At 44.9% G+C, this 21,216-nt stretch carries 19 protein-coding genes and 1 riboswitch; of the genes, 3 read left to right on the forward strand and 16 right to left on the reverse strand.

Going from position 1 to position 21,216, the window contains the following annotated elements:
* Positions 1-34: 34 nt before the first annotated feature.
* Positions 35-2,179 carry a phosphate acetyltransferase gene (gene pta, locus P4S59_RS09980; protein ID WP_005396636.1) on the forward strand — a complete coding sequence of 715 codons (2,145 nt, stop codon included), beginning with the start codon at positions 35-37 and terminating at the stop codon, positions 2,177-2,179.
* Positions 2,180-2,290: 111 nt separating this feature from the next.
* On the opposite strand, the gene P4S59_RS09985 is transcribed toward pta, so the two are convergent.
* Positions 2,291-3,568: an MgtC/SapB family protein gene (locus P4S59_RS09985; protein ID WP_258692838.1), complete on the reverse strand. Its 1,278-nt coding sequence runs from the start codon at positions 3,566-3,568 to the stop codon at positions 2,291-2,293.
* 300 nt (positions 3,569-3,868) lie between these two features.
* Here P4S59_RS09985 and P4S59_RS09990 point away from each other — a divergent pair, with 300 nt between their 5' ends.
* Positions 3,869-4,291: a DUF7282 domain-containing protein gene (locus P4S59_RS09990; protein ID WP_337168333.1), complete on the forward strand. Its 423-nt coding sequence runs from the start codon at positions 3,869-3,871 to the stop codon at positions 4,289-4,291.
* Positions 4,292-4,404: 113 nt separating this feature from the next.
* Here the strand turns inward: P4S59_RS09990 and P4S59_RS09995 are convergent, their stop codons facing one another.
* The 11 genes from P4S59_RS09995 to moaA all read right to left on the reverse strand — a co-directional run bounded on the left by P4S59_RS09995 (position 4,405) and on the right by moaA (position 14,511).
* Positions 4,405-5,352: a glutathione S-transferase family protein gene (locus tag P4S59_RS09995; protein ID WP_253644422.1), complete on the reverse strand. Its 948-nt coding sequence runs from the start codon at positions 5,350-5,352 to the stop codon at positions 4,405-4,407.
* Positions 5,353-5,519: 167 nt separating this feature from the next.
* Positions 5,520-6,533, reverse strand: a complete 1,014-nt coding sequence (gene oppF / locus P4S59_RS10000) for a murein tripeptide/oligopeptide ABC transporter ATP binding protein OppF (protein WP_006742812.1) — start codon at positions 6,531-6,533, stop codon at positions 5,520-5,522.
* Positions 6,512-7,483, reverse strand: coding sequence for an ABC transporter ATP-binding protein (locus P4S59_RS10005; RefSeq protein WP_337168334.1), 972 nt, complete (start codon positions 7,481-7,483; stop codon positions 6,512-6,514). The genes oppF and P4S59_RS10005 overlap by 22 nt, the downstream gene beginning before the upstream one ends.
* Before the next feature lie 27 nt (positions 7,484-7,510).
* Positions 7,511-8,413, reverse strand: a complete 903-nt coding sequence (oppC, locus tag P4S59_RS10010) for an oligopeptide ABC transporter permease OppC (protein ID WP_337168335.1) — start codon at positions 8,411-8,413, stop codon at positions 7,511-7,513.
* A gap of 15 nt (positions 8,414-8,428) precedes the next feature.
* Complete coding sequence (gene oppB, locus P4S59_RS10015) at positions 8,429-9,349, reverse strand: oligopeptide ABC transporter permease OppB (RefSeq protein ID WP_337168336.1); 921 nt, start codon at positions 9,347-9,349, stop codon at positions 8,429-8,431.
* 128 nt (positions 9,350-9,477) lie between these two features.
* Positions 9,478-11,154, reverse strand: coding sequence for an ABC transporter substrate-binding protein (locus P4S59_RS10020; protein ID WP_150919154.1), 1,677 nt, complete (start codon positions 11,152-11,154; stop codon positions 9,478-9,480).
* 532 nt (positions 11,155-11,686) lie between these two features.
* A complete protein-coding gene (gene moaE / locus P4S59_RS10025) occupies positions 11,687-12,142 on the reverse strand; it encodes a molybdopterin synthase catalytic subunit MoaE (RefSeq protein WP_005396645.1) in 456 nt (151 codons plus the stop codon).
* Between the two features lies 1 nt (position 12,143).
* On the reverse strand, positions 12,144-12,401 hold the full coding sequence (moaD, locus tag P4S59_RS10030) for a molybdopterin synthase sulfur carrier subunit (RefSeq protein ID WP_053808842.1): 258 nt from the start codon (positions 12,399-12,401) through the stop codon (positions 12,144-12,146).
* On the reverse strand, positions 12,398-12,877 hold the full coding sequence (gene moaC, locus P4S59_RS10035; RefSeq protein WP_005396647.1) for a cyclic pyranopterin monophosphate synthase MoaC: 480 nt from the start codon (positions 12,875-12,877) through the stop codon (positions 12,398-12,400). Before moaC ends, moaD begins: the two co-directional genes overlap by 4 nt.
* A 26-nt stretch (positions 12,878-12,903) precedes the next feature.
* Positions 12,904-13,416 (reverse strand): molybdenum cofactor biosynthesis protein B, encoded by a 513-nt coding sequence (gene moaB / locus P4S59_RS10040; RefSeq protein ID WP_005396648.1) that lies wholly within the window; start codon positions 13,414-13,416, stop codon positions 12,904-12,906.
* 105 nt (positions 13,417-13,521) lie between these two features.
* Positions 13,522-14,511 carry a GTP 3',8-cyclase MoaA gene (gene moaA, locus P4S59_RS10045; RefSeq protein WP_337168337.1) on the reverse strand — a complete coding sequence of 330 codons (990 nt, stop codon included), beginning with the start codon at positions 14,509-14,511 and terminating at the stop codon, positions 13,522-13,524.
* Positions 14,500-14,634, reverse strand: a riboswitch (molybdenum cofactor riboswitch). (Overlaps the previous gene by 12 nt.)
* A 175-nt stretch (positions 14,635-14,809) precedes the next feature.
* Between moaA and P4S59_RS10050 the strand changes: the two genes are divergently transcribed.
* Positions 14,810-15,706, forward strand: coding sequence for a YvcK family protein (locus tag P4S59_RS10050; RefSeq protein WP_006742807.1), 897 nt, complete (start codon positions 14,810-14,812; stop codon positions 15,704-15,706).
* Positions 15,707-15,818: 112 nt separating this feature from the next.
* Here the strand turns inward: P4S59_RS10050 and luxU are convergent, their stop codons facing one another.
* From luxU to P4S59_RS10070, 4 genes are all read right to left on the reverse strand, one after another.
* Positions 15,819-16,163 carry a quorum-sensing phosphorelay protein LuxU gene (luxU, locus tag P4S59_RS10055; RefSeq protein ID WP_012841577.1) on the reverse strand — a complete coding sequence of 115 codons (345 nt, stop codon included), beginning with the start codon at positions 16,161-16,163 and terminating at the stop codon, positions 15,819-15,821.
* A complete protein-coding gene (gene luxO / locus P4S59_RS10060; RefSeq protein ID WP_005396653.1) occupies positions 16,160-17,566 on the reverse strand; it encodes a quorum-sensing sigma-54 dependent transcriptional regulator LuxO in 1,407 nt (468 codons plus the stop codon). Before luxO ends, luxU begins: the two co-directional genes overlap by 4 nt.
* Positions 17,567-17,859: 293 nt before the next feature.
* Positions 17,860-19,890: an excinuclease ABC subunit UvrB gene (uvrB, locus tag P4S59_RS10065; RefSeq protein WP_337168338.1), complete on the reverse strand. Its 2,031-nt coding sequence runs from the start codon at positions 19,888-19,890 to the stop codon at positions 17,860-17,862.
* Positions 19,891-20,527: 637 nt separating this feature from the next.
* Complete coding sequence (locus P4S59_RS10070; RefSeq protein ID WP_337168339.1) at positions 20,528-21,106, reverse strand: hypothetical protein; 579 nt, start codon at positions 21,104-21,106, stop codon at positions 20,528-20,530.
* Positions 21,107-21,216 lie beyond the last annotated feature (110 nt).

Genomic DNA, 21,216 nt, shown 5'->3' on the forward strand with positions numbered 1-21,216 from the left:
TTTTATCCCCCAAATAGCTAAAGGTACTCTACGAATGTCTCGTACTATTATGCTTATCCCTACTAGCGCAGGCGTTGGCCTAACAAGCGTTAGCATGGGTGTTCTTCGCGCTATGGAGCGTAAAGGCGTTAAAGTTTCTTTCTACAAGCCAATCTGTCAGCCACGTTCAGGTGGTGATCAGCCAGATCTGACTTCAACTATCGTTGGCCACAACAGCGATATGAAGATCGGTGAACCAATGGCGATGTCTGTTGCTGAAAGCCTAATCGGTAACGACAACATGGACGAGCTGCTAGAAACCGTTGTTGAACGTTACAACCAAATCAACAAAGACGCAGACGTTACGCTAATCGAAGGTCTTGTACCTACTCGTAAGCACCCATTTGCAAACCAAGTAAACGCGGAAATCGCGGCAACACTTGGTGCAGAAATCGTGCTAGTTGCGACTCCAGGTACTGATAACCCAGCGCAACTGAAAGAGCGTATCGAAGTAGCATGTTCTAACTTCGGCGGCACTAAGAACAAAAACATCTCTGGCGTTATCATCAACAAGCTAAACGCTCCTGTTGACGAAGCTGGCCGTACTCGCCCTGACCTATCTGAAATCTTTGACGATGCAGATAGCGCGAAACAAAACGAATTGAAAGTGATGGAAATCTTCAACACTTCTCCAATTCGTGTACTAGGTTGCGTGCCATGGAGCATTGATCTGATTGCGACTCGTGCAATCGACATGGCTAAGCACCTGAAAGCAGATATCATCAACGAAGGTGACATCAACACTCGTCGCATCAAGAGCATCACTTTCTGTGCACGTTCTCTGCCAAACATGATTGAGCATTTCAAACCTGGCTCTCTACTTGTTACTTCTGCAGACCGTCCTGATGTTATCGTTGCTGCTTCTCTTGCTGCAATGAACGGTGTGGATATTGGTGCTGTACTGCTAACTGGCGGTTACGACATCCCTCGCGAAATCGAAGGTCTATGTAAACCAGCGTTCGACACTGGTCTACCTATCTTCAAAGCACAAGGTAACACTTGGCAGACATCTCTAAACCTACAGAGCTTCAGCATCGAAGTACCTGCAGACGATAAAGAGCGTATCGAGTTCATCAACGAGCACGTTGCTGGTCACATCGACGGTAACTGGATCGAGTCAATGACTGAAGGTACTCAGAAGTCTCGTCGTCTAAGCCCACCAGCGTTCCGTTACCAGCTAACTGAACTTGCTCGTAAAGCAGGCAAGCGTATCGTTCTTCCAGAAGGTGACGAACCTCGTACTGTTAAAGCGGCAGCAATCTGTGCTGAACGCGGTATTGCAGACTGTGTGCTTCTAGGTAACCCAGATGAAATCCGTCGCGTAGCAGCTCAACAAGGCGTTGAGCTAGGTACTGGCGTAACCATCATCGATGCCGATGCTGTTCGTGAAAACTACGTTGCTCGTCTAGTTGAGCTGCGCGGTGCGAAAGGCATGACTGAAGTTGTGGCTCGTGAGAAGCTACAAGATTCAGTATTCCTAGGCACAATGATGCTTGAGAACGACGAAGTTGACGGCCTAGTTTCTGGTGCTGTTCATACTACGGCGAACACTATCGTTCCTCCGTTCCAAATCATCAAGACTGCACCAAATGCGTCTATCGTATCTTCAGTATTCTTCATGCTTTTGCCTGATCAAGTACTGGTTTACGGTGACTGTGCGATCAACCCAGATCCAACCGCTGAACAGCTTGCTGAAATCGCTATCCAATCTGCTGACTCTGCAGCAGCATTCGGTATCGACCCTCGCGTTGCTATGATCTCTTACTCTACTGGTGAATCTGGTAAGGGTGCAGACGTTGATAAAGTACGTGAAGCAACTCGCATCGCGAAAGAGAAGCGTCCTGATCTAGTGATCGACGGTCCTCTGCAGTACGACGCAGCTATCATGGAAAACGTGGCAGCGTCTAAAGCGCCTAACTCTCCAGTAGCAGGTAAAGCGACAGTATTCGTATTCCCAGACCTAAACACGGGTAACACGACTTACAAAGCGGTACAACGTTCAGCTGACCTAGTTTCTATCGGTCCAATGCTGCAAGGTATGCGCAAGCCTGTAAACGACTTGTCTCGTGGCGCGCTAGTAGACGATATCGTGTACACAATCGCTCTAACAGCAATCCAAGCAGACCAAGAAGCTAAATAATCGCTTCTGACATCTAGTTGGACAACTATCCAAAGCCCTCGATTCGTCGAGGGCTTTTTCTATTGTTGGCCACACAGCAAAGAGGCTATTAGCAATAGCACTAATACGCTCTTACGAATACAGCGCCATAAATACCCCAGCCCCAACCACAACACAACCTGTCATCACTGGTGCGATTCGGCGCCAAAGCTTCTTATCCCCTATCGCGATGACCATCCCCATTTTCACAATGGTATTAACCGAAGCGGCAATCAAAATGCCTAACGCAGCAGTGGTCACGCTTAATGTTTGCGTACTTTGACGTCCGAGGGTTAACGAGATCGCATCAACGTCAGTAATCCCTGATAAAGCAGAAAGGATCAACACACCCGCGTTGCCGAACCAGTCAGACAAAGCATGAGCAAGCAGCATAATCACCGCCAACACGAGGCCAAAGAACAGTGCCGACTGCAAAGCAAGAGGGTTCGTTTGCTTATTTGATTGCTCAATCTGCTCAACTTCACTTCTGCGCCAAATCCACCATGCCGGAATGTACAGCGCAACCATCATCGCCATCACAATTGGCCAAAGCAGTTTCACTAATTGTGGATTGATAACAGACAGTACGATAAGTAAACGAGGGAACATGGTTCCGCAGCTCAAAAGAATACCACTAGCGAGTAACGGGCTGATGCTCGCTTGCTCACGAGAAAGATGGGAAAACTGCAACGTTAATGCTGTCGAAGAGCTAAGCCCCGCAAATACAGACGTAAACAAAATACCTCGCTTCGCCCCGCCGATCTTTATCGCAAAATAACCGACAAACGAGATACTAGCGATCAGCACAACCATCCACCAAATCTCATACGGGTTAAGTGCATTCCAAGGGCCGTAAGATTGATTTGGTAACAGTGGTAACATGACTATCGAGATAAGTAATAAACGCAGTGCTGCGTCTAACTCATACTCTTGCAGTTTTTGTAGCGCTTGATGTAGCTCTCTTTTGTTATCGAGCACTACCGCGGTTATGACGGCCGCTGCTGCTGCCAAAACAGCCTCACCCGACACGGCAAGGTTACCCAGAACAAACACCACCATGATACTAACCACGCCAGTGATGCTCACATCTCCGCTCTTTTTCTGCTGTATAACAAAAGCGATGCAAGTGAGGATGACTAAAGCGATAAGCGCAAAACCAATGAGTAAAGGTGAATAGATGTTGGCGAGAATACCAACTAAACCACCGAGTAAACCGACTAAAGAAAAAGTACGAATGCCCGCGACACGACTGCCTTCTACGCTATTGCGCATCACCCAGCCACGTTGGGTGCCAACAATTGCCCCCAGTAATAGAGCAATAAGCAGATTCCAAATTAGATGCTCGCCACTGACAAACTCATTGATATCCATGCATCACCCCCGTTAAAAAGCGGTTGTTATATCATTAGTTTATTTCAATATGGGTAAGAAGCTGTGACGATGAGAGGATAATCAGAAAATGGCCCCGGCTCCCGGCTTACCATTGCGTCTTATAATTTCATTATTCTTTTACCTACCACCAAAACGTAATAGAACGAAGCGATCCTCCCTGTTCAATTTATCAGCATTATTTACATTCATTATTTACATTTCAACTGAACTTTCTTACTAGAACTACGTAACGAAGATGGACCGCTATTAAGCAAACTCACACATAAGTAAGGAATACATATGAACAACTCCATCAACAACTCACTGCTAAAGCTTGGTTTAGCTGCATTTCTGTTCAGTTTTTCTTCATTCAGCTTTTCTGCCCCAAGCATTAAAGGCGTTGATCAAGATATGTCCGGAGGAACGGTAACCGCAAAAATGACTCATGCTGACGACAACGGATGGATGGTAGTCCACCGAACAGACGAATCAATGAAGCCTGGCCCTGTTATCGGCTATGCCCCACTAAAGATGGGACAGAATGAGAACGTGAATGCAATTTTGATGGAACCGGTTGAGTCTGGGGACATGCTGATGCTAATGGTCCACGGAGAAAAAGGGGGAATGAAGACTGGCGTATTTGAATATACACTAGGAGCCAAAGAAGATGGCCCTGTAAAAGTCGACGGAAAACTAGTGATGGACGTCGTACGCGCTAAGTAGACGAGCGCACACTTAAGAGTCACTCTCCTGCTCCTAGTATTTAGTTGGCATCAAAGTACTTAACGACATTGCTAACCGTTAAGTACTTTTTCATTTCTGATAGAGGCAGCAAACTAGCCAATTATTTCTCTTCCATGAGGAGAGTTTAAGTCTAAATCAGGCCCTTTGGGTACGACTTGCGTCGGGTTAATACCAGTGTGGCTGAAATAATAGTGACGTTTAATATGGTAGAAATCCGTGGTTTCTTCGACGCCTTCGACTTGATACAACTCTTTTAAGTATCCTTGAATATTCTCGTAGTCTGCGATGCGCTGCTTGTTACATTTGAAGTGACCCACATACACGACATCGAAACGGATCAGAGTCGTAAACAAACGCCAATCAGCCTCAGTAATCGTATTCCCTGCTAAATAACGATGAGTCGCTAGGTGCGAATCGATTTTATCTAGCGCAGCAAATAAAGAATCGAATGCTTCTTCATATGCCTCTTGCGTGGTCGCAAAACCACAGCGATACACTCCATTATTGACGTTTGGATAAACAAAATCGTTCCACTCGTCAATAACATGCTTTAGCTGTTCTGGATAATAGTCATCGTGGTTTCCTGTTAACGCATTGAACTCCGAGTTAAACATACGAATAATTTCTGACGACTCATTCGACACTATCGTATTGGTCTTTTTATCCCAAAGCACAGGCACAGTTACACGGCCTGTGTAATCTGGTTTGGCCTGCGTGTAGATTTGGTGCATACGAGTGTGACCAAATAGTGGCTCAGGAAGCCCCATTTGCCAGCCTTGGCTTAACATATCAGGGCAAACAACCGTGACATCAATATGGGGTTCTAAGCCTTTCAGCTTTCGGAAGATGAGCGTTCGGTGTGCCCAAGGACAAGCAAGAGAGACATACAAATGGTATCGACCAGACTCTGGTTTAAACTCCGCATCAGGTTCGTTTTTAACCCAGTTACGGAATCCAGCATCTTCACGCACAAATTTGCCACCATTTGATTTTGTGTCATACCAGACGTCATGCCAAACACCTTCGACCAACTTACCCATGATTGCGCTCCTCTCATTCTGTTTATGTCTATATTAGCGTTTCCTATCAAACAGAAAATCACTGAACTTAGGACATCATGTTCAAGAAATTCGAATGTATAAATCAGATGCATAAAAAAAGCGCGACCCGATGAAGGTGTCGCGCTTAAGCCCGTCACAGGCTGAATTTATACACTAACGTGCAAACAAGATACCGCGTGAACGTCGTTACCTTGAATCGTTGGCTTCGTCTTCGCACACTCTTCGGTTGCTTGTGGGCAACGAGTGCGGAACACACAACCCGATGGTGGGCTGATCGGCGAAGGAAGGTCGCCTTCCAGCATTTGGATTTTCTTACTGCGTTCAATGTTCGGGTCCGGAATCGGAACCGCTGACATCAATGCGCGTGTATATGGGTGCTTAGGATCAGCAAACAGCGCCTCCGCCTCACCGAGCTCGACAGCATTACCCAAGTACATGACCAAAACACGATCTGAGATATGTTTAACCACTGACAAGTCATGCGCAATGAATACCAGAGAAAGGCCTAGTTCTTTTTGAATCTCTTTAAGCAGGTTAACAACCTGAGCTTGAATAGATACATCAAGCGCCGATACTGGCTCGTCACAAATGATCATCTTAGGCTTAAGGATAAGCGCACGCGCAATCCCGATACGCTGACACTGACCACCCGAGAACTCGTGTGGGTAACGGTTAATAACGTTAGGTAATAGGCCAACTTTCGCCATCATCTCTTTAACGCGGTCTTTCACTTCCTGCTTAGACAGTTCTGGGTAGAACGTTTCAAGAGGCTCAGCAATAATGTCGCCAACCGTCATACGTGGGTTAAGAGATGCCAAAGGATCTTGGAAAATCATTTGGATTTCTTTACGCGTTTCACGACGTTGGACGTCTTTCATCTTAGTTAGATCTTGACCCAACCAAACTACTTCTCCATCCGTCGCTTCAACAAGACCGATGATGGCGCGCGCAAACGTCGATTTACCACAACCTGACTCACCTACTACACCAAGCGTTTCCCCTTCGTATAGTCGAACGTTCACCCCATCAACCGCTTTTAGGCTTGAAGGCTTTGACCAAGGCCATGCCGATTTTGACGCAATGCTGAAGTGAACTTTCAGCTCTGAAATGTCCAGAATTAGCTTTTTATCTACTGCGTTCATTTGTTCCAAGCCTCCCATTCAGAAAAACATGCGCGCTGACGGCCATCACCAAATGGAGTCAGAATTGGCGCTTCACGCTTACAACGATCCATCACTCGGTGACAACGCTCTTGATAAGGGCAGCCCGGTGGTAGACGAAGCAAGTTTGGTGGATTACCAGGAATGGTTGGCAGAATTTCACCTTCCGTATCAAGGCGAGGGATCGCTTTCAACAGACCCTCTGCATAAGGGTGGCTTGGATTATAGAAGATTTCGTTTACGTTGCCGTACTCCATCGTACGACCTGCATACATCACCAGCACTTTGTCACACGAACCTGCAACAACACCAAGGTCGTGCGTGATCATGATGATCGCCGTGTTGAACTCGTCTTTAAGCTCATTAAGCAGGTCCATGATCTGTGCTTGAACCGTCACATCAAGTGCTGTTGTTGGCTCATCGGCAATAAGCAGTTTAGGACGACATAACAACGCCATCGCGATCATTACACGCTGACGCATACCGCCTGAAAACTCATGCGGGTACATCGTGATACGCTTACGCGCTTCAGGGATTTTCACCGCTTCCAGCATGCGTACTGATTCTTCAAATGCTTCCGCTTTGCCCATGCCTTTATGCAGCATAAGCACTTCCATCAACTGGTCACTTACCTTCATGTAAGGGTTCAGCGATGTCATTGGGTCTTGGAAGATCATTGCGATCTGTTCAGCGCGAACTTTGTTCAGTTCTTTTTCTGGTAAGTTTAAGATTTCTTTGCCTTCAAACTTTGCGCTACCAGAGATAATACCGTTTTTAGCCAAAAGACCCATGATTGCGAATACGGTTTGAGATTTACCTGACCCCGACTCTCCAACGATACCTAAGGTTTCGCCTTGGGTGAGAGAGAAGTTCAAATCGTTTACTGCGGTTACGATACCATCTTGCGTGGTAAATTCGACGCGCAGATCTTTGACATCTAATAAGCTCATCATTGCTTCCTTAATCTTATCTTTTAATTATCTGTCTTTTGGATCCAGCGCATCGCGCAGGCCGTCACCAACGTAGTTGAAGCAGAATAGCGTCACAACCATGAACACTGCTGGGAATGCCAGCTGCCAGATTGCTACTTCCATTGTCTGTGCACCTTCTTGTAGAAGAGCGCCCCAACTTGTCATTGGTTCCTGGACACCAAGACCAAGGAATGATAAGAATGACTCCGTCAGGATCATGCTCGGGATAAGCAGCGTAGAGTAAACCGCTACGATACCCAGTACGTTCGGCACGATATGACGAGTGATAATTTTCCAGTTGCTAACACCACACACATGTGCAGCTTCGATGAACTCTTTGCTACGTAAGCTGAGTGTCTGACCACGTACGATACGCGCCATATCTAGCCATGCGATAGCACCAATCGCGACAAAGATCAGCATGATGTTACGACCGAAGAATGTCACAAGTACGATAACTAGGAACATAAACGGTACCGCGTACAAAATCTCTAGAATACGCATCATCACACGGTCAACTTTACCGCCGATAAAACCAGATGCTGCGCCGTAGAGCGTACCAATCAGTACCGCTACAAATGCGCCCATAACACCCACCATTAAAGAAATACGCCCCCCAATTAGCGTACGCACGTATAAATCACGGCCTAGGCTGTCAGTACCAAACCAATGGTCAGCATTCGGTGCAATGTGCATCGCGTACCAGTCAGTATCATCAAAGGTGTGCGGTGCGATCATTGGCAGAATAATCACCGCCAACGTCATTAGAACAAGAAGGAATAAGCTCACCATTGCCGCTTTGTTGCGCATAAAACGGATACGAGCATCTTGCCAAAGACTGCGACCTTCAATCTCCAAGTTTTCGGAGAATTTCTCAATCGCTTCTAGGTTTTCTTTTTTCGTTAACATAACCAAACGTCCCTGTTAGTAGCGAATTTTCGGGTCAATCATTGCAAGTAGAATATCTACAACCGCGTTGAATAAAATGAATAGGAAACCAATCAGGATGGTTACACCCATTACTAGCGAGTAGTCACGGTTAAACGCAGCATTAACGAATAGCTTACCAATACCTGGTAGACCAAAAATGGTTTCGATAACAACAGAACCGGTGATGATACCTACGAAAGCAGGACCCATGTAAGAAACAACAGGGAGAAGTGCCGGCTTAAGAGCGTGCTTGATGATAATGTAACGGTAGCTTAGACCTTTAGCACGAGCCGTACGAATAAAGTTACTGTTTAGGGTTTCGATCATCGAACCACGCGTAATACGAGCGAAAGTTGCAACATACAGTAGTGACATACCAATGACAGGAAGCACTAAATACTGCCAGCTACCATCTTGCCAACCGCCCGCAGGGAAGATATTCCAGTGAAGCGAGAACAGATAGATAAGAGCAGGTGCCAATACAAAAGAAGGCATTACCACACCGAGCATCGCTGTCGACATGATGGTGTAATCAATCCAAGTATTCTGCTTGAGCGCAGCAATGGTACCGACGGTAACCCCCATAATCAGGGTAAAGATAAAGGCGATGAAGCCCACTTTAGCCGAAACAGGTAAGGCAACCGCGATCAGCTCGTTAACCGAGTAATCAAGGTATTTAAATGACGGCCCGAAATCCCCTTGGATAACATTGGTCAAATACGTAGTGTATTGTTCAAATACAGGTTTATCCAAGCCATATTTAGCTTCGATATTTGCCATTACTTCGGGTGGCAATGGACGCTCTGTCGAGAAAGGGTTTCCCGGTGCAAAGCGCATAAGAAAGAAAGATACGGTGATCAAAACCAACATTGTTGGGATCGCCTCAAATATCCTTTTTGCGATGAATTTAAGCATAAACTCACTCTTTCAGTCTGTGACAGTTAAATTAAAGAAGTCGTCCAATTCTTTTGGACTAAAGATAGGCGCTACATGCAATTTCTCACATGTAGAGCCTCATTTTTATAGTTCTATCGAGTTACGAATTACTCTGTGATGTAGAGATCTTTAGAGTAAATCTTGTCTTCCGCGTTATTGACTGGGAAGCCACCAACTTTCGGTGATAGTAGACGTGATTTCACGTACTGGTAGATAGGTGCGATTGGCATATCTTTTGCCATCAACTTCTCTGCTTCTAGGTAAAGCGCTTGACGCTCTTCGTCAGAAGTTGAAGCAAATGCTTTGTTCATGATTGCATCGTACTCTTTGCTGTCGTAGTGAATACCACCAGTAGTGTTATTACTCATCATCAGCGTTAGGAAAGATGAAGCTTCGTTGTAGTCGCCACACCAACCTGCACGAGCAACCTCAAAGTTGCCAGAATCTTTGGTAGATAGGTAAGTTTTCCACTCTTGGTTTTCTAGCGTAACGTCTAGACCAAGCGTCTTCTTCCACATTGAACCCAGTGCAACCGCAAGTTTCTTGTGGTTCTCTGACGTGTTGTATAGAAGGTTAAATTCAAGAGGGTTGTCTGCGCCGTAACCCGCTTCTTCCAATAGACGCGCCGCTTCAGCGTTACGCTCTTCTTGCGTCATTTTGCCGTATGCAGGGATTTCTGGGTTGAAACCCGCCGTGATTTCAGGCGTTAGGAAATAAGCTGGCTTTTGACCCTGTGCTAGGATCGCATCAGTCACGATATTACGGTCAATCGCATAAGAAATCGCTTTACGTACGCGAACATCATCAAACGGCTTTTTCTTCGTGTTGAAGATGTAGTAGTAAGTACACAAGTTACCCGATACAGACACGTCTTCTGGATGCTCTTGCTTCAAACGCTTGAAGTGCTCTGTAGGCAGTTCATTCGTGAAGTCAATTTCACCTGCTAGGAAGCGGTTCATTTCCGCTACTTGGTTTTCGATTGGCAGGAAAGTAACTTGATCAAGCGTCGTGTTTTCGTTGTCCCAGTATTGTTCGTTACGTTTTAGAACTAAACGCTCGTTTACAACCCAGTTGTCAACAACATAAGCACCGTTACCTACAAAGTTCTCAGGCTTCGTCCATTGATCGCCGAACTTTTCAACGGTTGCTTGGTGAACAGGCTTCACTGTTGTGTGGCCCATCATCATCACAAAGTATGGTACAGCAGTGTCTAGCTCAACCACTAACGTGTGGTCGTCAACCGCTTTAACACCCAACTCACTCTTGTCTTTTTTACCCGCAACAATGTCTTTTGCGTTCTTCATCTTGGTGTATTCCATGTACCAAGCGTATGGAGAAGCGGTTGCTGGGTCGACTGCGCGTTGGAAGCTGTATACAAAATCACCTGCAGTAACAGGATCACCGTTAGACCATTTTGCGTCTTCACGTAGGTGGAAAGTGTATGTTTTGTTGTCTTCAGTTTCCCAAGATTCTGCAACACCAGGGATAGTGTTACCGTCCGCATCTTGGTTTACTAGGCCTTCAAGAAGATCGCGAATCACGTGGGATTCTGGAACACCTTGAGATTTATGAGGGTCTATTGTCGCAACTTCTGTACCGTTACCACGCACCAATTCTTGAACAGCAGCAAGTTTTGGCTCTTTAGAATCAGATTTAGCTTCAGGGGCTGGAGCCGGAGCAGGCTCAGCAGCTTGTTTCTCTACAGGCTTTTCGCCACAACCAGCTAAAGCGAGAGAAAGACCAGCACCAATAAATAAAGCGCGCGTGATTTTATTCTTATACATGCGTAAAACTCCAAATTTTTTCGTTAGCATCCATGACTTCTTTGTAAGGGCCTGGAACGGTCAGAGTTTTAGATTTTTTTAGTGCATTTTCTGAGCACAAAAGCCTAAAACCTTACAAAGACTGCGGCACACATTAGCAATCATTGAAGTAATTTGCCATAAAAATGTAGCAAAAAAACCAATAATCCTGACTAAACCACACATATCTAGCAGTAAACTCTAATCAAAAAGTATTCACCAGCCAAATGGAGACCAGAAGCGACATTCCACAGACAAAACTTTCGATTAATCTACATTTAAACCATTTGATAGCATCTTATGCTAGATATTTACATATTATTTAACATTTATGACAAATGAAGTCTAACAAATAATTGTTTATATATTGGGCTAAAAACTTTTATTGTGAAGAATATCACCAGAGCGAGTACGGGTTGTGTTGAAGTCAAATGAGCAGAATTATGAAGATAAGTACAAAAAAAGCTAAGTGCCATTGACACTTAGCTTTTTTCACTAGAATGAGGAGTGGGTTCTATTTTTCCCAACGCCGTGCAGCTTGGTGATCAGTATCGCGCGACTCAATCCAACGATCTTCATTCGTCGTGCGTTCTTTCTTCCAAAATGGTGCTTTGGTTTTCAAGTAGTCCATAATGAACTCGCAAGCATCAAATGCTGCTCCGCGGTGTGCACTTGAAACACCAACAAAGACGATTTGATCACCACTATCCATGTCACCAACGCGATGAATCACGCGTACGCCCAATAATGGCCAACGTGATTCAGCTTGATCGCAAATGTCGCTCAAGCTCTTCTCAGTCATGCCTGGGTAGTGTTCCAAGTGCAAACCAACAACATTATCGCCAAGGTTCATATCTCGAACTTTACCAATGAATGTTACGACAGCACCAGCAGCCGTACCTTCGGATAAACGTTGATATTCGTGATCAACGGAAAAGTCTTCAACTTGTACAGAGACGCGTGGGTCCATCTTAACCTCCGGTTACCGGTGGGAAAAATGCAACTTCATCCCCCGATTTTACTTCGGTATCAAGTGGGACAATAGATTGATTAACAGCAGCAAGTAGCTTTCCTGGCTCTAAAGCCAAATCCCACTTACCATTTTTATCAGCGCCCTCTTCCACGAGATGTGCGCGAATCGCTTCAACCGTTTCAAATTGATCATCTAATTCGACACTGTCGATACCAATCAGCTCACGAGTCTGAGCAAAAAAAAGTACTTTAATCATGATTCCGCCTTGAAGTGTCCAGATTTTCCACCCGTCTTTTCTAGGAGACGAACTTGACCGATAACCATGTCTTTTTGCACCGCTTTACACATATCGTAAATCGTCAGTGCAGCAACAGAAGCCGCCGTGAGCGCTTCCATTTCTACGCCCGTTTTACCTGCAAGCTTACAAACAGATTCAATACGAACTTTGTTTTCTGACTCAATAGCCTCCAACTGAACTTCGACTTTAGAAAGCAGCAGAGGATGACAAAGTGGAATCAAATCCCACGTTTTCTTTGCAGCTTGGATACCAGCAATTCGAGCCGTCGCGAACACATCACCTTTATGATGCTGCCCGGAAACAATCAGTTGCAAGGTTTCTGGGGCCATGTGAACAAATGCTTCTGCACGTGCTTCACGAACCGTTTCAGCTTTTGCAGACACGTCGACCATGTTGGCTTCGCCAGACGCGTTGATATGGGTAAATTGAGTCATTGTTTTTCCTTCGCTTTTAGGAAAGGTTATACAGATAGGTGCGGCATGAAGTTACAAGGGCGATGGCTTGCATCTAACTGCTGCTTGATGATCTTCGTCCAGCCAGTGCGGCACGCGCCTGTTGAACCAGGCATTGCGAAGATAACTGTATGGTTAGCAAAACCTGCAATTGCACGCGATTGGATCGTTGACGTACCAATTTCTTCGTAAGACACCATGCGGAATAACTCACCAAAACCTTCTACTTCTTTATCAAACAGAGGCTTCAGCGCTTCTGGCGTGCTGTCACGTGACGTGAACCCTGTACCACCAGTAATCATGATCGCTTGGACATTGTCGTCCGCAATCCACTGAGAAACAATTGCGCGAATTTTGTACATGTCATCAATAACAATTTGCTTATCGACAACATTGTGACCCGCTTCTTGAGCGTGTTCAACAAGGTAGCGACCAGAGGTATCGTTTTCTTCGGTACGAGTGTCAGATACCGTTAGAACGGCAATATTTGCAGGTTGAAATTTGCTTTCAGCGTGACCCATGTGTTCACCTATTCTCTTTTAACTTTGATACGTTTGGTATCGATTCTAGAAAAGCGAGGGAAAGCTAGCCTATAAATAAGCTTTCCCTACAAAATTTGAGTTGATTTAGCCGCCGATAGACGCCAGATGCGGCGTCATACCCGTATTACCATCGTGCAAGAAGTGGCTCACCGACTTAGTTTGTAACTGCGATTGGATGCGTTCAATAAGCTCACTTTCTTGCTCATCACGTTCCAGTAGATCACGCAGTTCTACACCGTGGTCTCCAAACAAACACAGATGCAGCTTACCCATCGCAGAGACGCGTAGTCGGTTGCAGCTCTCACAAAAGTCTTTTTCATAAGGCATGATCAGGCCAATTTCACCCTTGTAATCTGGATGAACAAACACTTGCGCGGGGCCGTCATTATGAGAGCGCACTTTAAGCAGCCAACCGTTTGCAATCAACTGATTACGAATTGCTACGCCTGACACATGATGCTTATTGAATAAATCATCCATCTCACCCGTTTGCATCAATTCGATGAAGCGCAGTTGGATTGGACGATCTTTTATCCAGTTAAGAAACGCTGGCAGCTCGTGATGGTTCAGATCTTTCATCAACACCACATTAACTTTGACTTGCTCATAACCAACTTCAAACGCGCGCTCGATACCATTCATCACCTCAGTGAACTTATTTTCACCCGTGATTTGATGGAACATGCGCGGATCAAGGCTGTCCACGCTGACGTTGATGTGAGTTAAGCCCGCTTCACGCCAGTCTGCGACTTGCTTCGCCATGCGGTAACCATTGGTCGTCGTTGCAACTTTTTGGATACCAGGCGTCGTCGCCACTGAGTGGATAATGTCGGTAAAATCTTTGCGTAAACTTGGTTCACCGCCAGTAATGCGCACTTTTGACGTGCCACAATCAGCAAACGCTTTTACGACCCGTTTGATTTCAGGAAGAGATAAAAAAGACGAGTTTTTATTGCCCGAAGGCTTATAGCCATCAGGAAGGCAATAGGTACATTTGAAATTACATACGTCGGTCACAGACAGACGCAAGTAATAGAACTTACGATGAAATTTGTCTTCGAATTGTTGCGCCACGGAACACCTTTCCAAACACGGGAGGCATGGCCATTTCCAATCATGCCCTTGTGACAGTACGCCACTGGCTCAAAACGCTTATCCTCGGACTTAGCAATAGTGAGCTCGGAGTTATGGCAACCAGAGATATGAAACCTCTGATAGCTTTGCGGTGTAAAATACTTAATATTTGTACTGGAATCCAGACTTGAGTGATAAAAAACTCTCTAGAGACACAATTTACCGCTAAGTGAGTACCTTTCAAGCACTCCTTAAGATAAATTGTAGCCGTTTTTTAAAAGATTATTAGAAGAACGTAATGAATATCTACACGGATAAAAAAGTGGTCGCTGTTGGCGGTGGTCATGGCTTAGGTCGAATGTTGGCCGCACTACGGGATTTTGGCGGCAATGCAACTGGCATTGTCGCCACAACAGACAATGGTGGCTCAACAGGAAGAATTCGTCACTGCCAAGGTGGAATCGCCTGGGGCGACACACGGAACTGCATTAATCAGCTGATCACAGAGCCGTCGATCAGTTCAATGATGTTTGAATATCGCTTCAAAGGTACTGGCGAGCTTGATGGTCATAACCTCGGTAACTTGATGCTTACGGCGCTCGATAACTTATCGGTCAGACCGTTAGATGCCATCAATCTGATTCGAAACATGTTAAAAGTCGACGTTAACATTCTTCCTATGTCTGAACACCCTTCCGATCTTTCCGCGTTATCCGTGGATGGAAAATGGGTCACGGGAGAAACGAATGTAGACGAGATGGACACCGATTTACGTCGTCTCGATCTATCACCAGAAGTTCCTGCAACTAAAGAAGCAGTGACTGCACTGGCAGAAGCAGACGCTATTATTCTTGGTCCTGGCAGCTTTTTAACCAGCATCATGCCTCCTTTGCTGTTGCCTGAGCTCGGCAAAGCCATTGCCGCCAATGAGAAAGCAAAAGTCATTTTCGTTGCCAACTTGAGCCCGGAGTACGGCCCAGCCGGACGAATGACCATGGCACAAAAATTAGAATGGTGTGAACGTGCCTGCCAAGGTAGGAAGATAGACGTGGTTCTAGCAGAGGAAACCGAGCAAGAAGTCTTGAGCCAGTGGAATGTAGTGACGGAATCGTTAGCTTCGTCGAACCGAGATTGGCGTCACGACCGAGATAAACTCAAGCTCGCTATTGAAAGCCAGCTAAGGCTTTCAATTTAAAAAAACGCCCTCTAAAGCTAGGGGATGGCTTCAAGTTTACTCGCTGTCAGCAATGAAAAAACCCTTCACTTACGTGAAGGGTTTTGTGTAAGAACCTCATCAGAACAACGCATTACTGCTGCCAATCACGATAAGCGTCGCGTGTTTCGTGCAAAAGATCGAACATCGTTTTTAACTCGTCTGACTCTTCAGCTAACTCACCTGCTTTGGCTTTTTTATCTATCGACATCGCCAATTGACAAAGACGGTCTGCTCCAAAGCTCGCTGCACTGCTTTTTAACGCGTGACTGATTTCTTTTAGGTAACGCAATCGCTCTGTCCCTTGAAACTGAGATAAATTCTCGATGTAGGTATCCATCTCCCCTAAGAAAATATCGAGTAAAACAGGAACATTATCACTACCAATCTCCATCGACAGTTCATCGATTTTTTGCTGATTTAATACATTCACACTCATACTTTTTGCCGCTCTTCCTTGCCATTCCAAGCCTGTAACTTGCGGTAAATCGTCGACGGACTGACATCAAGGTATCCCGCCGCTCGGGGGATATTGCCATCACACGCTTCAATCGCTTGCTCTATCGCCATTTTTTCTGTCATCCACAACGGCATAATCTCAGACGCAGTCATCACTTTCGGCTCAATAAATTTCGCCACAGAAGACGGACGGTCAAGCGGTTGATTCAGCGGTGGCGGTAACATATCCAACGTGATTTCTTTACCGTTGTTTAGAACAACGATATTGCGCAGCACGTTTTGTAACTGACGAACGTTGCCTGGCCACTCATAGCTATTAAATCGGTCGATTACATCAGGCGCAAAACGCACGAAGCTTTTTCCTTCCTCGTGCGACATATAGCCTAACAGTGAGTATGCAATTTCAATGACATCTTCACCTCGTTCACGTAAAGGCGGCAAATGCAAAGGAATGACATACAAACGATAGTACAAATCTTCACGGAATCGACCTTCTTGTACCTCTTTCCATGGATCACGGTTAGTTGCACAAACAAAGCGAACATCCACGCTCTTCATTTTTGATGAGCCCACTTTTTGGAACGTGCCGGTTTGAATAAATCGTAGCAATTTGGTTTGCAAATCTAAATCCATCTCACACAATTCATCAAGGAAAAGTGTGCCACCATCCGCTAATTCCGCTGCACCCTGACGATCATTTGCTGCACCGGTAAAAGCACCTTTCACGTGACCAAACAGTTCACTCTCAATCAAATCTTTTGGAATTGCAGCACAGTTAATCGCAATAAAAGGCTTGTCACCACGCTTGCTTGCCGCATGGATTGCCTCGGCACATACCTCTTTACCCGTACCACTTTCACCAGTGATGAAGATACTCGCTTTACTGCTCGCTGCTGAATCAATCGTGCGGTAAACCTGTTGCATAGTTTGGCTGCTGCCAATAAAGCCTTGATAGCTTTGATTGCCCGGGTTATCAGCCTCGTTTTTTAACTTAGTCGCTTTACGAATCGCATTGTTAACCGTGACACGTAAACGGTCTGCTTCACACGGTTTGATCAAAAAGTCTTGAGAGCCATGACGCATTGCTTCTACCGCGGTATCGATAGAACCGTGAGCGGTCATAAAAATAATAGGTACGTCTGGATGACTCTTTTTTACAGCGTGTAAAACGTCCATCCCCGTCATATCTGGCAGACGAAGATCGAGCAGAATAAGATCTGGAATTCTATGGTTGAGACTTTCAATGGCATCCCTACCTGTACCGACAATATTGATATCTATACCAAGCGGTGTCAGGTATGAGCGGTACAGTGCCGCAACAGATGCGGTATCCTCAACCATTAAAAGGTAACGAGATTTAGGACCTTCAGATTTTTGTTGCATAACCTAGCTAATATTTTGTTGTGTTTTAAACAATAATCGCATTACGCTTTGCATTTTGCAAATAACATTAGCTAAATTATGGGTAAGAGAAAGGATTCAAAAATAATATCAATTATTTAAAAAATGGCATAAACCATGCTGATAGTTTAGTGACCCCTCGGGTCACCTAGCCAACTGACGTTGTTAGTGAACGAGATGTTCACAAAACAAGCCAATAGACCCGACTGCCTATTGGCTTCTTTTTTTGCAAGCAATCTAAAACACTTGGCTAAGCTAGATCATTAAGCTTATTTTTAACTATTTGCGATGAACTGCGCTCTTAGTTTTTCAATCTCGTCACGCTTTTGCGCCGCCAATTCAAACTCTAAATCTTGCGCGTGCTGATACATTGCCGCCTCAAGTCGACTGATTTCTTTTTCCAACTGTTGAGGAGACATGACCTCGTATGTTTGCGAAGGCTCCGCCACTTTCGACAACGGTACCTGTTTAGTATTACGCTGACGTTTAGACTTGGTAATATCGCCCAATTCCATAATATCTTTGATATTTCGTTTGAGCGCTTGCGGCGAAATGCCCATTTCTTCGTTGTACGCTTTCTGCTTCTCGCGGCGGCGGTTGGTTTCATCCATCGCCTTTTTCATGGAGTTGGTGATTCGGTCAGCATACAAAATCGCCTTACCTTCAAGATTTCGCGCAGCACGACCAATGGTCTGAATCAGTGAACGCTCGGAGCGCAAGAAGCCCTCTTTATCTGCATCCAATATTGCAACCAGCGAAACTTCAGGCATGTCCAAGCCTTCTCGTAGCAAGTTAATTCCCACCAGCACGTCAAACTCGCCAAGACGAAGATCGCGGATGATCTCCACACGTTCTACGGTATCAATATCTGAATGTAAGTAACGTACCCTAACATCATGTTCGTGCAAGTACTCGGTGAGATCTTCGGCCATTCGTTTAGTCAATGTTGTCACTAGAACTCGCTCATCTTTAGCAGAACGGAGGCGAATTTCAGACAACAAGTCGTCTACTTGGGTCGCCACTGGGCGAACTTCCAATTCTGGGTCAAGCAAGCCTGTTGGACGAACAACTTGATCCGCTACATCACCAGCCGATTTTTCTAGTTCATAATTTCCTGGCGTCGCAGAGACAAAAATCGTCTGCGGTGCTAACGCTTCAAACTCTTCAAACTTGAGGGGACGATTATCTAACGCAGAAGGTAAGCGAAAACCAAACTCTACCAGCGTTTCTTTACGAGAGCGGTCACCTTTATACATGGCACCAATCTGCGGCACCGTCACGTGGGATTCATCGATGATCAACAAACCGTCATGAGGCAAGTAATCAAACAATGTCGGTGGCGGCTCGCCTTCCGATCGTCCGCTGAGATAACGAGAATAGTTTTCGATACCTGAGCAAAAACCTAACTCATTCATCATCTCGATATCGAATTGAGTCCGCTGGCTAATACGCTGTTCTTCCAGTAGCTTGTTGTTATCTAGAAGCTGTTTTTTGCGTACTTCTAATTCAACCTTAATATTTTCAATCGCTTCAAGAATACGATCTCTTGGTGTCACGTAGTGCGTCTTAGGATAAATGGTGTAGCGTGGTAAATCTCGCTGTTTCACCACACCAGTCAATGGATCAAAAACACTTATGCAGTCAATTTCATCATCAAACATTTCGACACGAACTGCGTCTTGGTCAGATTCCGCTGGAAAGATATCAATCACTTCGCCACGAACCCGAAACTGTCCTCGCTCAAATGCCACGTCATTTCTCGAATATTGTAACTCTGCCAAACGTCGTAGCATGTCCCGTTGATCAATCACGTCACCACGACGTAAATGCAACATCATTTGCAAGTAAGATTCTGGGTCACCCAAACCATAGATAGCAGAAACAGACGCAACGATAATCGCGTCTTTACGTTCCAATAGTGCTTTCGTTGCGGAAAGGCGCATTTGCTCTATGTGAGCGTTAACCGATGCGTCTTTTTCAATGAAAGTATCCGTCGTCGGGACATAAGCTTCAGGCTGGTAGTAATCGTAGTAGGAAACAAAGTACTCCACCGCATTATTGGGAAAGAATGATTTCATCTCGCCATATAATTGCGCTGCGAGCGTTTTGTTTGGAGCAAGTAATATTGCAGGTCGTTGGGCTTGAGCGATAACATTCGCTAGTGTGAACGTTTTACCCGATCCCGTTACCCCCAATAGTGTTTGATGTGCCAGTCCAGCATCGAGCCCCTCAAGCAGCTGCTTGATCGCTCCCGGCTGGTCACCCGATGCCTGATAATCGGAGACCAATTCATAGACTTTACTCATACCCTTCCTCAACTTTACTGCGCTTTGGCTGTATATATATACACCTTGGCCAATGAAATCTACGTCTATTGAAAATTTACCCACCATTGTTAATAAATTTTCTTGTTTGTCTAGAATGCTGTAGCCATACAAAACCTACTCTGATATAGTACTTCGCCCTAGCTGAAGAGCCACACCCATTCTTCACATTGCAGTTTCCACAACTTTTCCCCAAAAATTGGCCTAAACACTCTTTATCCCCAAAAGCTAGATTTTTATCCACCTTGAATACATTTTGCTTAACATCAATAAATCTATGTTTTAATTGCATATTCTCTGTATAACTCTGATTAAAAATTCACTAAATAAAAACCAGGTTGCATATAAAAGATCTTTACTCAGATCTCATCAACATAGTTATCCACAAAATTAGTGGATAAGTAACCTCACCCCTTTGCTGACAAGCAGTACAGAAAAGTAAAGCCCTTCCCTCAATATTTTTTGCTAAAAATGTATTTTTTTACTGTTGACAGTAGTTTGTGTAGCCCGTCGCGCGGTTTGAAAAACAAAACCGCACAAAATAAAAAACATAGCCGTTTTCAATTTGCGCGGTTTATAGTTGGAGCTGTATCTCAGCACTCAGCTGCAGGAGCTGAATTTAAACACCTGCTTTTACTAAGTTAACTACATTAACTAGGTTGTTTTCCCGTTGTGGTTTAACGTCTTTATATCCATTTTTACCATAAAAGCGGATAGTTATTTCCTCGTAGTTAGCATTGGCAATTTTCTCAGCCTGTTCGACCGAAATAACATCTCTAACCGTTTCAATCTTTTCATGCTCTTGAGCAGCATCATTCCAAGTACCAACATAACTGTTCTTGGTGCCTGAGATTTTCGCTACCATATCTTTGCCGACATAAATTTCTGCGCTATCAGAGAAGTTCCACGTTCCATACAATGTAACGTTAAAGACTTCCGCTATAATTTGGTTACTGTTACTAACCCAAGTAAATTCTATAGTTCGGGACTCAATACCACTCAAGGCGAACATGATGTTCTGGTCATTTGCGGTTGCTTGAACATTATCTTTTAATTGGTCGTAAACACAGGTTATTTGCTCACAGTTAGCCTTTAGCGCTTGCTCTGATAAACCACTACTCACACTCATTTGTTTGTAGTCATTTGAAGCACACCCAGCCAAGGCTGCCACAGCTATTAGAAGGGTTGTTTTTTTCATTGTTATCTCTGAATAATTTGATGATTAATTGTTTTTTTAATGCGTATATGCAACTACGCATCATCAAAATATCATACTTTTATTAAATAAACCGTAAAGGCGCAACAAAG

It is taken from the genome of Vibrio sp. M60_M70 (assembly GCF_037162085.1).
GTDB lineage: Bacteria > Pseudomonadota > Gammaproteobacteria > Enterobacterales > Vibrionaceae > Vibrio > Vibrio diabolicus.